The organism is Salinimicrobium soli, from assembly GCF_048323655.1.
In the GTDB taxonomy this organism is placed as follows: domain Bacteria; phylum Bacteroidota; class Bacteroidia; order Flavobacteriales; family Flavobacteriaceae; genus Salinimicrobium; species Salinimicrobium soli.
This window is the reverse complement of the sequence record NZ_JBLUWW010000003.1, coordinates 299,604-313,975: the sequence shown is the minus strand read 5'-3', so window position 1 is coordinate 313,975 and position 14,372 is coordinate 299,604. Positions and strand designations below refer to the sequence as shown.

12 protein-coding genes are annotated in these 14,372 nt (G+C 42.4%); 6 read left to right on the top strand and 6 right to left on the bottom strand.

Features of this window, described 5'->3' with window-relative positions:
* Positions 1-3 precede the first annotated feature (3 nt).
* The gene (locus ACNORC_RS10905) at positions 4-1,452 is read left to right on the top strand and encodes an LptF/LptG family permease (RefSeq protein WP_418335672.1); all 1,449 of its coding nucleotides are present in this window, start codon (positions 4-6) and stop codon (positions 1,450-1,452) included.
* A 28-nt stretch (positions 1,453-1,480) separates the two neighbouring features.
* Positions 1,481-2,617 (top strand): 3,4-dihydroxy-2-butanone-4-phosphate synthase, encoded by a 1,137-nt coding sequence (gene ribB / locus ACNORC_RS10900; RefSeq protein WP_418335671.1) that lies wholly within the window; start codon positions 1,481-1,483, stop codon positions 2,615-2,617.
* Here ribB and ACNORC_RS10895 read toward each other — a convergent pair.
* Positions 2,614-3,243: an NAD(P)H-dependent oxidoreductase gene (locus ACNORC_RS10895; protein ID WP_418335670.1), complete on the bottom strand. Its 630-nt coding sequence runs from the start codon at positions 3,241-3,243 to the stop codon at positions 2,614-2,616. The two genes, ribB and ACNORC_RS10895, sit on opposite strands and share 4 nt — an antisense overlap.
* 513 nt (positions 3,244-3,756) lie before the next feature.
* Between ACNORC_RS10895 and ACNORC_RS10890 the strand changes: the two genes are divergently transcribed.
* Positions 3,757-4,854, top strand: coding sequence for a helix-turn-helix domain-containing protein (locus ACNORC_RS10890; protein ID WP_418335669.1), 1,098 nt, complete (start codon positions 3,757-3,759; stop codon positions 4,852-4,854).
* Positions 4,855-4,856: 2 nt separating this feature from the next.
* Here the strand turns inward: ACNORC_RS10890 and ACNORC_RS10885 are convergent, their stop codons facing one another.
* From ACNORC_RS10885 to ku, 3 genes are all read right to left on the bottom strand, one after another.
* The gene (locus ACNORC_RS10885) at positions 4,857-6,056 is read right to left on the bottom strand and encodes a GAF domain-containing sensor histidine kinase (protein ID WP_418335668.1); all 1,200 of its coding nucleotides are present in this window, start codon (positions 6,054-6,056) and stop codon (positions 4,857-4,859) included.
* A 94-nt stretch (positions 6,057-6,150) separates the two neighbouring features.
* Positions 6,151-8,574 carry a DNA ligase D gene (ligD, locus tag ACNORC_RS10880; RefSeq protein WP_418335667.1) on the bottom strand — a complete coding sequence of 808 codons (2,424 nt, stop codon included), beginning with the start codon at positions 8,572-8,574 and terminating at the stop codon, positions 6,151-6,153.
* Positions 8,575-9,354: a non-homologous end joining protein Ku gene (gene ku / locus ACNORC_RS10875; protein WP_418335666.1), complete on the bottom strand. Its 780-nt coding sequence runs from the start codon at positions 9,352-9,354 to the stop codon at positions 8,575-8,577.
* Positions 9,355-9,568: 214 nt separating this feature from the next.
* Between ku and ACNORC_RS10870 the strand changes: the two genes are divergently transcribed.
* Both ACNORC_RS10870 and ACNORC_RS10865 read left to right on the top strand, forming a co-directional pair.
* Complete coding sequence (locus ACNORC_RS10870; protein WP_418335665.1) at positions 9,569-10,231, top strand: flavodoxin family protein; 663 nt, start codon at positions 9,569-9,571, stop codon at positions 10,229-10,231.
* A gap of 5 nt (positions 10,232-10,236) precedes the next feature.
* Positions 10,237-10,593 (top strand): phage holin family protein, encoded by a 357-nt coding sequence (locus ACNORC_RS10865; RefSeq protein ID WP_418335664.1) that lies wholly within the window; start codon positions 10,237-10,239, stop codon positions 10,591-10,593.
* 20 nt (positions 10,594-10,613) lie between these two features.
* Here the strand turns inward: ACNORC_RS10865 and namA are convergent, their stop codons facing one another.
* Positions 10,614-11,702: an NADPH dehydrogenase NamA gene (gene namA, locus ACNORC_RS10860; RefSeq protein WP_418335663.1), complete on the bottom strand. Its 1,089-nt coding sequence runs from the start codon at positions 11,700-11,702 to the stop codon at positions 10,614-10,616.
* A 169-nt stretch (positions 11,703-11,871) separates the two neighbouring features.
* Between namA and ACNORC_RS10855 the strand changes: the two genes are divergently transcribed.
* Positions 11,872-13,242: a short-chain fatty acid transporter gene (locus ACNORC_RS10855; protein WP_418335661.1), complete on the top strand. Its 1,371-nt coding sequence runs from the start codon at positions 11,872-11,874 to the stop codon at positions 13,240-13,242.
* Positions 13,243-13,274: 32 nt separating this feature from the next.
* Here the strand turns inward: ACNORC_RS10855 and ACNORC_RS10850 are convergent, their stop codons facing one another.
* Positions 13,275-14,372: a sensor histidine kinase gene (locus ACNORC_RS10850; protein ID WP_418335660.1), complete on the bottom strand. Its 1,098-nt coding sequence runs from the start codon at positions 14,370-14,372 to the stop codon at positions 13,275-13,277.

Sequence of the window (14,372 nt, the reverse complement as noted above, 5' to 3'; positions counted from 1 at the left end):
TAATTGAAGATCCTTGACCGGTACATACTTAGCAGCTACCTAAAAACTTTTTTTTCGGTCTTTGTAATACTCATGTTCATCTTTGTATTGCAAACCATTTGGCTGTACATAGGTGAGCTTGCCGGAAAGGACCTTGACTTTGTTGTAATTCTAAAATTCCTGCTCTATTTCAGTCCGAAGCTGGTACCACTGGTACTGCCGCTAACGATCTTGCTGACCTCCATCATGACCTTCGGAAATTTTGCCGAAAACTATGAGTTCGCAGCAATGAAATCTGCAGGTATCTCCTTACAACGTGCCATGCGCTCGCTTACCTTCTTTATTTTACTGGTGAGCTTCACGGCATTTATTTTTGCCAACAACGTTATTCCCGCAGCCGAGTATAAATCTATTAACCTTCGGAAGAATATTGCCCAGCTGAAGCCTGCCATGGTTATTTCAGAAGGAGTTTTCAACGACCTTGGGGAAATCAATATCAAGGTTGAAGAAAAAAGCGGAAATAACGATCGCTTCCTGAAAAATGTGATCATTCACAAGAAATCTGAGCGTCGCGCCGGAAACTATACAGTGATCAAAGCAAAGGAAGGAGAATTAATAGGAAGTACCGATTCGAATATTCTCAGCCTCGTTCTGAAAGACGGAAACTACTATGACGAAATCCTTACCCGTTCCCCTTCTTCCAGAACAAAAAAACCTTTTGCAAAAAGCCATTTTGAAGAATACGTCATCAACATGGATCTTTCAGGTTTTAATGATGTTGACCTCAATGAAGAGAAATACAGCAACTCTCACAACATGCTAAAGATCTCTGAATTGAATCAAACCATCGACTCCTTCTCCACCTCCTATAACCAGGAAGTAGAGAATCTGTCACGAAATCTGTATGCAAGATCGGGAATGGTCGCTATGGTAAGGGATTTTGAACCTAAGGATACGATTGCGGATCTTTCAGAAGGAATTTTGCCGCTTTATGAGCCTTACCGGGCTTCACAGATCATTAATCTGGCGATGGGTAACGTCAATGGGGCTCTCGCAGTAGTTACGGCAAAACAGGCAGAATTGAACCTCGCTACGAAGCGGCTGAACAAATTCGAGATCGCCCTGCATGAAAAATATGCACTGGCATTTGCCTGTATCGTGCTGTTCTTTGTAGGTGCACCTTTGGGCGCAATCATCCGGAAAGGAGGTATGGGATTACCTATGGTTATTGCTATCCTGTTATTCCTTACCTATCACTTTATCGGGATCTTTGCTAAAAACAGTGCCGAAGAAGGAACAATAAGTCCTTTTTTGGCCACGTGGCTTTCCACACTTATAATGCTTCCCCTCGGAATCCTGCTCACCTATAGAGCCACCACAGACCAGGGACTTTTTGGATTTAGTGCACTTTTTGAGCCCATTAGAAAGATGCTGAAAAAAGCCCAGATCATGGGTCGAAACGAAAATGATTAAATATCTTTGCCCTCAATAATTCACAGGCATGGCTACGGAAACCTCCATTAAATTACACAGTATAAAAGAAGCGATAGACGACATAAGGGCCGGAAAGGTCATTATTGTTGTTGATGATGAAGATCGGGAAAATGAAGGAGATTTTCTTGCCGCTGCAGAGAAGGTCACGCCTGAGATGATCAATTTCATGGCTACTCACGGCCGCGGACTTATTTGCGCTCCCATTACTGAAAAGCGTTGTAAAGAGCTGAACCTGGAAATGATGGTTGGCAACAATACCGATCCTCTGGAAACGGCTTTTACCATTTCTGTAGACCTTAAAGGTAAAGGGGTTACTACAGGTATTTCTGCAGCCGACAGGGCGAAAACTGTACAATCCCTTATCGATCCTGAGACAAAGCCACAGGACCTCAACCGTCCCGGACATATTTTTCCGTTAAAGGCTAAACAAGGTGGCGTCTTGAGAAGGACCGGACATACTGAAGCTGCAATTGATTTTGCACGCCTTGCCGGTTTTCAACCCGCCGGAGTCATTGTGGAGATCATGAACGAGGATGGTTCAATGGCCAGACTGCCTCAATTGATGGAAGTAGCCAGGAAGTTCGATCTGAAATTGGTTTCTATCGAAGACCTCGTAGCTTACCGTATGCAGCACGACTCCCTGATCGTCAAAAAAGAGGATTTTGACATCAATACAAAGTTTGGGACTTTCAGACTTAGAGCATATCAGCAGACTACCAATAAGCAGGTGCACATGGCCCTTACCAAAGGAAGCTGGAAGTCTGACGAACCTGTTCTGGTACGGGTGAATTCAACCCTCGTCAATAATGACATTTTAGGAACCCTTACCAATGATGCCGATAAAAAACTGGACTCCATGTTTAGAGCGGTGAATGAAGAAGGAAGAGGAGCTATTGTTTTTATCAACCAGGAGAGCCAATCTTTGAACCTGCTTAATCGCCTTCATGAATTAAAGGAACTTCAGAAACAGGGAGAGATGAAAGCACCGCCGGTAGTTATGGATTCAAAAGATTTTGGGATTGGAGCACAAATCCTTCACGATCTCGAGATCCATAAACTCAGGTTGTTATCCAATTCTAAACAGACCAAAAGAGTGGGAATGATAGGTTATGGCCTGGAAATAATCGAATACGTGAATTACTAGTATTCAATTATAGTTTCATCAAGAGGTCTTCTCACTTTCTTTAATTCTGCAAAGAAATCATCTTCAGCCCTGTAGCCGACAGGGAGGACAAGCACAGATTTTAAATTATGCTTTTGAAGGTTCAGTAACTCATCAAACTGATCAGGGTCAAAGCCTTCCATGGGGCAGGAATCGATCTCTTCAACTGCGCAAACTGTTAATAAAGTACCCAGAACTAAGTAAGCCTGATGAGTAGCCCAGGTATGGATCTCGTCCACCGGTTTCTTTTCAAAACTGCCAATAAGTGACTCCCTAAATGGGTGTAGAACATCATCAGGAGTATTACGAATATCTTTTACGTAGCTGAAATATTTTTCAATGAAGGCTTTTCCAATTTCATTTTCAATACAAATTACGAGCACATGGGAGGCGGTACTCACCTGTTGCTGATTATAGGAAGCTTTCATTAGTTTTTCCTGCAACTCTTTATCCTGGATCACTAACATCTTTAATGGCTGCAAACCATAAGATGTTGCAGTAAGATTGAATGCCTTTTTAAGGATTTCGATCTTCTCGGGTGCTAGAAGTTTATCAGAATTGAACTTCTTGGTTGCATAACGCCATTTTAGGGCCTTCACACTTTTCATCTTCTCAAAATTAAGGCTGCAAAGATAGGAATTTTGAGGCTACCGAAAATTTCTGTGAAGAGAGCTTCACAGATGGCGCTATGGAAAAACGACTTAAGAATAAAATTAACCAGGAGTAATTCTTACTTAGGATTATTTTTTCCTCTCCCTTTACGGTCGACGTACATCAAATAGGCTTTTCTTATAAGGTATGAGCTTATTAAGATAACTATTAGAGCTTCAAGTGCTAAAATGATGTAAATACTTGTCATAGAAATAAAATTACCCTACTAAAAGCTTTCGCTTCTAGATAGATTTCAAATCTATGTTAATATCTCCTTAAGGTTTACCGTTTTTGACACAAAAAATACTAATCTTTTTGCTGCTCAAAATAAATCTGGTGGGCTTTCCGTAATTTTGTATAAACATAACGTTTTCCAAACAAGTGTTAATCTATTACACATTAATCACAATTAGGCTATTTAATGTGAAAGGGTGATACCATATTTTTGCGGCAATTAAAAATTCAATATAATGAAGATTTCCGTTAAAGCTTTGCCTATAAAAGATGTGATCAGTGACTTAGCAAAAGTCTTTGAGGTAGAACTTTGTAATGAAAACGAAGAATATTTTATTGTACTCCCTTCTAATATAGGAAAAGGTTTTATCCGTGGAACCAATTTTAAATCTGGTCTGGGGATTATTCAATACCAGTGTACTTTTTTCCAAGATTTAGAAATTCACTTCACAAGCAACAAGAACCACCCTCTTAAATTCATTTTTTGTACTGAAGGAAAAGTTGCCCACAGTTTTGAAAATTCCAATGAAAGGCATACCATTCAAACCTTTCAGAATATTATCGTTTCCAGTATGGCCAATAATGGTCATGTGCTCTATTTTTCAGCAAATGAGGTGACCAATGTTGCGAGTCTGGAAATAATCAGAGATCAGTTCACTGATTATATGACCTATGAATTTGAAGGGTTGAATCGTGGTTTACAGAAAGTAATTGAAGATTCAAGATCAAAAGAACAATTCCTGTACGAAGGAAACTACAGTATTACCACTGCCGACATTGTTGAACAAATTCAGAAAAAAGAACTTTCAGGATTTTTGCGCTCAATTTTCCTGGAAGGAAAAACCTTTGAAATGTTGAGCAAGCAGGTTACACAATACCAGGACGATCAGAGGGAGGATAGCCAGCAGATAATGCGACAATCAGATGTCAAGAATATCAAAATGGCCGTTCAACTTATTGAGGAAAATCTCAACCATAATTACTCTGTTGAGGAATTAGCCAAGGAAGTTGGCACCAATGTCAATAAGTTGCAGGTTGGATTTAAACATATGTTTGGACTTACCGTCAACAAATATATGCAGCAGGTAAAACTGGAAGCTGCCAAGAAAATGTTATCTTCTGCAGAACACAATGTCTCCCAGATCGTAAGCCAGATTGGCCTGAATAATCGCAGCTATTTTTCCAAGATATTTAAAGAAAAATATGGGGTTAGCCCAAAATATTTCCTGAACAGTAATGGGGAAGTAAAGAAAAAAAATTCGCCTGAAGAAGAAATCTCAGAAGAAGGAAAGACTGCTTTTAAAGAAAAGAAGACCTCAAAAGAAAAATTATAAGATCAGGCTTCTTCAGCAAGAGGTAACTCCACAATAAAAGTGGCACCTTCTCCTTTTCCTTCACTATAAGCCGATATTTTACCTCTATGAGCGAGAATGATCTCCCGCGAAAGAGAAAGCCCAAGCCCGGTAGATATTTCATTCCCGGTTGGTCTTGCACTCAGCGACGTATAGGGCCTAAAAAGGTTTTTTTGGTCATCTTTTGTCAAACCCTGTCCCTGATCTGAAACCTGCAGAATAGCTTTCCCATCTATTTCACCCACAAAAACATCAATTTCTTTACCGGGTTCAGAATACTTAATCGCATTATTGATAAGGTTATCCACTACTTCTGTCAGTTTCCTGTGGTCTGCAAAGATCATACATTTAGGTCCCACGTCCAGAGTAATTGTCTGTTCCTTATTTTTTGCGAGGGTCCTGTTAGCATTTACAATCCCTTCGGTCAATTCAACAAAGTCAAAGGTTTCCAACCTCAGGTGCATGTTTCCGGAAGTCTCCACTGCATTTTCCAACCATTCGTTGATAGTAAGTGCCATCCTGCGACCGGCATCTTTAATTTGTTTGGAGATATCATCAATTGCTGCAGGATTATCTTTGTTTTCCATTATGAGGTCTGCCAGCAAAGGCATAATAGAAACCGGATTCTTTAGATCATGGGCAGTGGTATTTAAAATGTGATGGTGATGCCTCATAGCTGTTTTGGCTTCCAACTGCAACTCGATCTGGTCCATGACCAGCTCCGCCAGGAGTTTCAGGATCTCTTTTTCCGAATTATTTAATTCGCGGGGTTTCTTGTCAATGACACACAAAGTCCCAAGGTTCACTCCCTCACGGGTCTTGAGAGGAACAGCCGAATAAAAACGTAGTCCGAAGTCTCCTGTAACCATAGGATGGGCCAGCGTTCTGGCATCCTTAGTGGCATCATTTACTTCATAAAGCCCGTCGGAATATATTGCAGATGCACATAAACCCGGATCACGGGGAACCTCAGTAACATCTAAGCCGTGTTTGCTCTTGAACCAGATACGGTCACTGTCAACAAGGGTAACAATAGAAACAGGTACTTTAAGAAGAAGGGCAGCCAGGCGGGTAATCCGGTCAAAACTACTGTCCGGCGGGGTATCGAGGATCTCGTACTTCTTTAGAATATCTTTTCTTACTGCCTCAGATGGTGTGCCGTTGACTGTTTCCTGTTGCATCATGTTTTCGGCTCATTTTAGAACGAGATAAAGATAAACATTCCTTAAATATTTCCTAATTTTTAGACGAAACCTTCTGAAGGTCATACAGAAAGCATTATCCCAAAAGCTTCTCTATTGCTTCCTGAATATCAATGCCTTTTTGAAGGACGGGCAGAAATAGCTCAGGTCTTTTCTTTATTCGGGAGGGCATGGTTTTGATGTTATATTCCTTCATATCCAGCCCGGGTTTCACCTCGTTCCATTCCAGGGGAGCTGAGACCGTGGCACCGGGTTTTGGCCGGGCGCAATAAGGTGCAGCAAGAGTCTGACCCTTTCTATTCTGCAGGAAATCGAGATAGATCTTTCCTTTTCTTTTCTTTACGTTCCGCTCCATGCTGGTAAGGTCCGGAAGCAGGTCTTTTATAAAATAGCAGAGTATCTTGGTGAAATCTCTGGCTTCGTCATAGTTATATTTAGCTCCAAGAGGAATGTAGATGTGCAATCCACTGGAGCCTGAAGTTTTTGGAAATCCCTCGATCCCTGCTTTATCGAGTATAGCTTTCGCCGCCTGTGCAACCTCAATTACCTCCTCAAAAGTGGTCTTTTCAGAAGGATCAATATCAATAACCGTATAATCAGGATTCAGTAAACTGTCTTTGCGGGAATTCCACGGATTCAGTTCTATACAGCCCAGATTCGCCAGGTAAATAAGACTCGCTTCCTTCTGACAAAGAATATATTCAAGTTCCTTTTTGTTGTGCTTTGAAAAGATCTTCACCGTATCCAGCCAATGCGGAAATATTCCTGCGGTATCCTTCTGATAGAATCCCTCTTCTGCAATGCCGTTGGGGTGCCGGTGCAGGTTCTCCGGTCTGTCCTTCAAAAAGGGCAAAATATAGTCAGCTATTTCCAGGTAATACTGGATGAGATCAAATTTGGTGTAGCCCGATTCCGGCCAATAAACTTTTTCCAAATTGCTCACAGGAACCTGTATCCCGTCGATCTCCAGGAAATCTCCCGATTTTTTAAAAGCAGGCTTCTGTTTTGGCACTTTTGCCACCTTTTCTTTTTCGATCTCTGACGGAATTTTATCAATCCGAAGGCCTTTAAAAGATGGATGCCTCATAGTTCCCGATTTTGTCCATTCCGAAAAATTCACTTCACAGATCAGTTCCGGTTCCAGCCAGGTAGCTTTCCGGCCCTTGAGGTTCGGTTTCTTTTTAAATGGAACTTCTTCGGTGATCAAAGGTTGAAACTGCTTATGCAGATCCTTCCTGTCTGCTGCGCTAAAACCAGTTCCGCAGTTACCGATGTAAACCAACTCGTCATTGCGGTGCATTCCTAAAATGAGCGATCCGAAAGGAGCAGCACTGTCAGAATCCGTATATCCGCAGATGAGCGCCTCCTGACTCTCAAAAGCTTTAATTTTAAGCCATTTGTCACTGCGGCTCCCGGGAATGTACGGGGAATCGGCCTGTTTGGCTATCACCCCTTCCATCCCCGAATCTATTGCCTTCTTAAAAAAGGTCTTCCCAATGCTTTCTACATGATCACAATAATACACCTGCGGAATATCTTCAATAACATCCGGAATAAGGCTTTTACGCTCCAGGAGTGGTAGATGCATGATGTTATGCCCGTTCAGATAGAGAAGATCAAAAACGTAATATCGCAATTCTCCCGAAGGATCATTCTGGTAATTCTGAAGCTTCTGAAACTGCGGTTTCCCTTTCTTGTCCAGCACCACAACCTCTCCATCGAGAATAACGTCATGCGGAATTCCCTGAAGGCTGTGATAGAGAGAAGCGAACTTATTCTTATAGGAAATTCCGTTGCGGGAGTAGAGGTCAACTTTTCCGTTTTGGATATTGGCCAACGCACGGTAGCCATCCCATTTGAGTTCATAGATCCAATTGGCTTTATTGAAGATCTCGGGAGCTTTAGTGGCCAGCATCGGCTTCACCAGTTCGGTTACTTTCAGCTTTTTTACCTTTTCGGCTGTCGCGTGGTCACTCAGATTTTCGGCGTCATAGTCAAGATCTGTGGAATGTTCATCCTTCTTTTTAATGAGCAACCATTGATTATCCTTTCCTCCGCCTCTGCGGGTATGTACCAGGGCAAAAGTCCCCCGCACCTTGGTGCCGAAAAATTCTATTTTAAGATCCCCTTTTTGGAACATCTGCAGCAGGTCCTTTTCATCACCTCCACCCGCAGGTGAATAGGTGCCTTCATCCCAGATACTCATCTCCCCTGCCCCATAGTTTCCTTTGGGGATAGTACCGTGGAAGGTCAAATATTTGATGGGATGATCTTCGGTTTGAATGGCCAGTCTTTTGTCATCGGGATTCATGGAAGGACCTTTGGGAACAGCCCAACTCTTAAGCACCCCTTCCATTTCAAGCCGTAGGTCATAATGCAAGCGCGTAGCCCGGTGACGCTGGATCACGAAGCGCAGGTGACCTGTTTTTTTATCATATTCCCCTTCCGGTTCGGGAGTGTTCTTAAAATTCCTTTTTCGAATGTATTCGTCAAGTCCCATTTAGGAAGCTTTGCTCTTTTTCTTCTTTTTCTCCAGGCTGGCTTTGAGTTGTGCCATCAGGTCTTTTGCAGGAGTAGCTTCAGCCTCGAATTTCTCGACCTTAGTTTTCTTACCTGAAGATTTCGCCTTGATGATCTTCATAAGCTGCTCGTTGTAGATGTCTTTATATTTTTCGAAATCAAACTTTTCGGTGTACTGTTCGATCAGGCTTTTGGCCATATCCACCTCTTTTTTAGAAACTTTAGTATCAGGTAATTTGAGATCTGCAGGGTCCCTTATTTCATCAGCAAACCTTATCACGTGCAGCACCAATGCGTCCTTGTAAACCCCGATCAGGCTGAGATTTTCTTTTGCTCGCATTACAAAGGTTGCCACGCCCAGTTTCCCGGTTTCTTTCAGGGCTTCTTTTAGTAGATTATATGATTTTTCACCATCCTTTTGAGGCTCCAGGAAATACGGCTTTTTAAATAGCACATCGGCCACTTCTTCTTCCTCAATGAATTCCTCAATGTCAATAGTCTTCGATTTCTTCATGTTGGCTTTATCAAAATCCTCCTTATCCAGCACTATATAAGTGTCATCCTGTTTATAGCCTTTTACGATATCCTTATATTCCACTTCTTCCCCGGTCCTTTCATTTACACGTTTATACCTGATGCGAGCGTGGTCATTTTTATCGAGCATGTCCAGTTCCAGCTTCCGGTCTTCACTTCCGGAATACATTTTTATGGGAATTGTTACCAATCCAAAACTGATGGAGCCGTTCCAAATAGATCTCATAATTGTTGTTTTTCAGTATCGTTTCCTTACAAGATAAAGGATTTACGCCTGATTTTTAAAGGATTAGCATTGTGTTAACGCGAGAAGGAGCAGGAGCTTCAAAAACCGTTAAATTTTCAGAAAAACTCGCCTAATGCTTTCTTAATCTCTTTTGAAACAGCTGTTAAAGCAAGTAACTTGAATGAAAATTAACCAACTCAAATAATCATAAAACATGTCTTTAAAAGCCATTTTCCTGAATTGCACTCTCAAAAAATCTCCTGAAACCTCCAATACCCGCGCCTTTATAAAAAATGCAGAACGTATCTTTCACGAACTCGACGTGCAGACCGAAGTGGTTCGGGTGGTAGATCATGATGTGAAATTCGGAAATTCTTCAGACGAAGGAAATGGAGATGAATGGCCGAAGATCCTTCAGAAGGTGAAAAACAGTGATATAATGATCATTGCCACCCCCATCTGGCGCGGCGATCGAAGTGCTGTGGAAAAATTAATTGCGGAACGCTTTGACGGAATATGGAATGAAGCCGATGAAAAGACGGGTCAATATCCCACTTTTAACAAGGTAGCAGGAGTCATGGTTGATGGCAATGAAGACGGAGCCAAAAAAGCAATTTCCAGTATACTTTTAGATCTTTCAGAACACGGATTCACTGTGCCTATCAATGCCTTCACCTATTACGTGGGTAAAGCAGGGCCGGGCCCATCTTATATCGAAGCAGAAGGTGATAAACACTTTTTCACTAACCGCACCATGTACCTCATGGTTCACAACCTGGTACACATGGCTAAGGTCCTGAAAGAAAATCCGTATCCAGTAAATGTGAATGAGCTTAAAGAAAAGGCAAAGAGCATTAGTAAAACCGAAAAACAATAAGAGATATGCTTGTCTGGCTTTTTCACATCCTCATTGATTCGGTGATATTGCTGGCCGCCGCCAGCCTGATGCCCAAAGTCGAGCTCAAAGGCTATAAAACAGCCATAATAGTGGCTTTAATAATTGGTCTTTTAAGCTTCTTTCTCAGCTGGCTACTTACTCTCATCCTCAATGTCGCGACCTTAGGGATCTTTTACTTCCTGGGATTAGGATTCATAACCCGAATCATTGCTTATGCCATCATAATCGAGCTGGCAGATAAATTAAGTAAAGATTTCAGAACGGTAGGATTTTTACCATCTCTATGGTTAGCTATAATTTTAGCTGTAGTTGGTGGTATTGTCGATGCTATTATCCTCTAGGGTTTTTCTTCGGAAGATATTTACCTTGAACCTTTCGGCTTTGCCCTCTGGTACTGTACCGGCCATTTTATTTCAGTTCCCAGCTGTGCAGCAGCCTCCAGCGGAAAATAGGGTCTCCGCAGAAATTCCCGTGCCATAAAGATCAAGTCTGCCTGTTCTTTTTTCAGAATAGCTTCGGCCTGGTCAGCTTCTGTGATTAAACCGACCGCTCCGGTCATAATTCCCGATTCCTTTCTGATCTTTTCTGAAAAGCCCACCTGGTAGCCTTTTTCCACCGGGATGACCGCATTTGGAACTAATCCGCCCGAAGAGCAATCGATGAGATCTACCTCATTTTCTTTGAGTAATTTAGCGAGACGCACCGACTCTTCTTCATTCCAGCCGCCTTCCACCCAGTCTGTGGCTGAAATCCGAACGAAAAGCGGAAGCTCTTCGGACCACTCCTCACGCACTGCCTTAACTACTTCAAGTAACAGCCTGCTCCTGTTTTCAAAGGAACCTCCATAGTTATCACTTCGCTTATTACTTAACAGCGACAGGAATTCGTGAAACAAATATCCATGGGCAGCATGTAATTCTATCACCTTAAAACCCGCTTTTAAGGATCTCTTTGCCGCGGCTTTAAAATCGGAAATTATCTTATCTATTCCGGCCGCATCCAATTCAAGAGGCGCCGGGTTTTCTTCATTAAAAGGAATGGCGCTCGGAGCCACAGGATGCCAGCCGCCCTCCTGCAGACTCAAATATTTACCTCCTTTCCAGGAGCTGCTGGTGGAAGCTTTGCGTCCGGCGTGAGCTAACTGTATCCCCGGCACACTCCCCTGCTCTGCTATAAAAGCAGTGATCTCCTTCAATTTTTCGATATGCTCATCTTTCCAGATCCCGAGATCGTCAGGACTTATTCGAGCTTCTGGAGAAACGGCCGTAGCCTCAGATATTACCAGACCTGCTCCACCCACTGCCCTTGTTCCCAAGTGCACCAGGTGCCAGTTATTGGCGAAACCATCTTCGCTGCTGTACATGCACATGGGAGAAACCGCGATGCGGTTCTTCAAGGTTACAGATCGTATGCTTAAAGGAGTAAATAATTCCGGATTGGTAGTGCTCATTTTCGAATTGTTTAATGCTTCGGAAAGTACAAAAACCGGTGGTTCTAAAGAAGGGGCTGCAATTGTTTCCGAAGATATTTAGATCACAGGATCCAATAGTTTCTTCATCCCATTCTGCGAAAATACTTAGCCGACTTTATTATCTCAAAAAATTCAGGATATTTGAGTTATGAACTCTGCTGCATTTATTGAAAAGACCTTCAAAAAACTGATTCCGGCCCCATTTACCCTGGCTGTATTACTTACCCTATTAACTATGCTGCTTGCCTTCTTTTTTACAGGCAACAGCAGTACAGATGGCGCCATTACTATTCTAACTGCCTGGCAAACCGGGATGTGGGAACCCGCGCTACTCGTTTTTGCGGTTCAAATGATGCTTATTCTGGTTTTGGGGCATATACTTGTTCTAAGCAGACCTGTCGCCCGTCTCACAGCAAAACTAACATCGGTGGTAAAAGGTAATACCAGTGCCGTCCTCATTGTCTCTGTTTCCACCATGTTAGTGGCCTTTTTTAACTGGGGGCTGGGACTCATTTTTGGAGCTATCATGGCTCGAAAGGTGGCCGAAGCTGCAAAAGAACGCGGGTTTTCCATAAATTATCCGTTGATAGGAGCTGCCGGTTACGTGGGATTGATGGTCTGGCACGGAGGAATTAGCGGAAGTGCTCCGTTAAAAGCTGCTGAAAAAGGGCATTTGGCCAGTCTTTTTTCGGGTGTGGAAAATGAAGAGATCTTGTCCAGATTACCGGAGCAGATCTCTGCTGAAACGACAATTTTCTCCTCCTGGAATTTGCTGCTCTTCGGAATACTTTTGATCGTGATACCACTGGTACTCTACCTGGTCTCAAGAAAAACACCCATCTCGATCCCTGATCTTACTGTTACAAAAAATTTCAAAAAATCGAAAGTTATTACAGGTGCCGAGAAGCTGGATCATTCCAAAATACTTGCACTGTTTTTTGGTTTCCTGCTGTTAGCAGCTTTTTTCGCAAGTTATTACGGAGAACTGATAAAAGGAAATCTCACTCCCAATATGTTGAACTTTCTCATGCTGGGACTGTGCATACTTTTCCACGGTTCTTTTGTGTCATTTTTAGATGCCCTTGATGAAGCCATCATTGGTGCCGGTGCAATTCTAATTCAGTTCCCGTTGTATTTTGGGATCATGGGGATCATGAAAGATACCGGTATGGTAAACCAGATCGCCCTTTTCTTTTCTGAAATTGCCACTGAACAAACGCTGCCTATTTTCACCTTTTTTAGTGCCGGACTGGTCAACATTTTTGTGCCCAGCGGCGGTGGCCAGTGGGCCATCCAGGGGCCGGTAGTATTACAGTCTGCCCTGGAACTTGGAGTGCCTTTGAACAAGGCGATCATGGCTTTTGCCTATGGAGATCAGATCACCAATATGCTGCAGCCCTTCTGGGCCTTACCGCTGCTGGCTATTACCCGCTTAAAGGCCAGAGAGATCCTTCCGTACACCCTCATCATGTTGGTGACAGGATCTTCTATCTTTTTAATAGGTCTTTGGCTGATCTAAATAACAGGACAAAATAGCGATCTCTAAATGGTCTATCTAAAGGGGATCTGGATAACCGTCTCTACACCAGGTCCGGGAACTTTGTTCCGAATTTCAAAGAAATAATTGTTCCCGTAGAGATTGTGAAGCCGGTCATTGATATTGGACAACCCAACTCCATTTTCCATTAGTTCCTTGTGGTCCTTTGTCAACGACTGCCCATTATTCTCTACGATGATCTTTAGGTGTTCATTTGTTTTAAGTACTTTAATGACCACCTCAAGATCTGTGTGATCATACGAATAACCATGTTTAATGGAATTCTCAATGAGAGGCTGCAATAACAGGGCCGGCACCCTGAAGTTGAGCAACTGTTTCGGAACCTCCTGCCGGATCTTCAGGTGATCTGAGAAGCGTACATTAAGAATATTAAGGTAGTACTCCAGGGTACGCAATTCGTTTTCAAGAGTTATTTCATTTTCATCACTGCTGTAGAGTATTTCCCGAAGAAAATCACTGAGATCGGCAATCGTGTCCTTTGCTTTTTCCTTATCCAGGTCTGCAAGGACAGCAATGCTGTTCAAGGTATTGAATAAAAAATGTGGTTGTAATTGTGACGATAGCATTTTCATACGGGTGTTTACCAATTGGGTCTCCAGCATTCCCCGCTGTTGTTCAGCTTCCTTCACCTGCTTCACATAATAGTAGGTATAAATGATGAAGACCATGGCAAAATAGATCAAAAAGTTAAGGTCTATCACATACATGAATCTGAAGATGCTGGCTTCCAGCTCATAATCAGCAAGGGCTATCTGGCCGGTTAAAATGGAAAAGAGGTCAAAGATGAGCCGGATTATCAATCCTATTAAAATAGAAAAAACAGTATGGATAAGAATGATCTTTTCCCAGCGATAGTTTTTGTATAAGAACCGTTTAGTGCTAATAGCAATGAGGGTCATATAGGTCACTACAATTAACCAGTCGATCAATATATTGTAAATCAAAAAAGTTCCCCACGATTCAGGGGTTTCTCTCGGGAAATGATATCTCATAAACGCTACCTTGGCGATATACACCAGGTCAAAAAGGGCGTAGAAACCTCCCAGCAGAAGGACCAGTTTGTAATCAATATATTTCTTTAAAGATGCCAT

What these genes read in the sequence shown, in the direction of transcription:
- namA (WP_418335663.1), bottom strand. Translation starts at nt 11,702, where the DNA reads ATGAGCACTACCAATCCGGAATTATTTACTCCTTTAAGCATACGATCT.
- ACNORC_RS10855 (WP_418335661.1), top strand. Translation starts at nt 11,872, where the DNA reads ATGAACTCTGCTGCATTTATTGAAAAGACCTTCAAAAAACTGATTCCG.
- ACNORC_RS10870 (WP_418335665.1), top strand. Translation starts at nt 9,569, where the DNA reads ATGTCTTTAAAAGCCATTTTCCTGAATTGCACTCTCAAAAAATCTCCT.
- ribB (WP_418335671.1), top strand. Translation starts at nt 1,481, where the DNA reads ATGGCTACGGAAACCTCCATTAAATTACACAGTATAAAAGAAGCGATA.
- ligD (WP_418335667.1), bottom strand. Translation starts at nt 8,574, where the DNA reads ATGGGACTTGACGAATACATTCGAAAAAGGAATTTTAAGAACACTCCC.
- ACNORC_RS10885 (WP_418335668.1), bottom strand. Translation starts at nt 6,056, where the DNA reads ATGATGCAACAGGAAACAGTCAACGGCACACCATCTGAGGCAGTAAGA.
- ACNORC_RS10865 (WP_418335664.1), top strand. Translation starts at nt 10,237, where the DNA reads ATGCTTGTCTGGCTTTTTCACATCCTCATTGATTCGGTGATATTGCTG.
- ACNORC_RS10890 (WP_418335669.1), top strand. Translation starts at nt 3,757, where the DNA reads ATGAAGATTTCCGTTAAAGCTTTGCCTATAAAAGATGTGATCAGTGAC.
- ku (WP_418335666.1), bottom strand. Translation starts at nt 9,354, where the DNA reads ATGAGATCTATTTGGAACGGCTCCATCAGTTTTGGATTGGTAACAATT.
- ACNORC_RS10850 (WP_418335660.1), bottom strand. Translation starts at nt 14,372, where the DNA reads ATGGCATCTTTAAAGAAATATATTGATTACAAACTGGTCCTTCTGCTG.
- ACNORC_RS10895 (WP_418335670.1), bottom strand. Translation starts at nt 3,243, where the DNA reads ATGAAAAGTGTGAAGGCCCTAAAATGGCGTTATGCAACCAAGAAGTTC.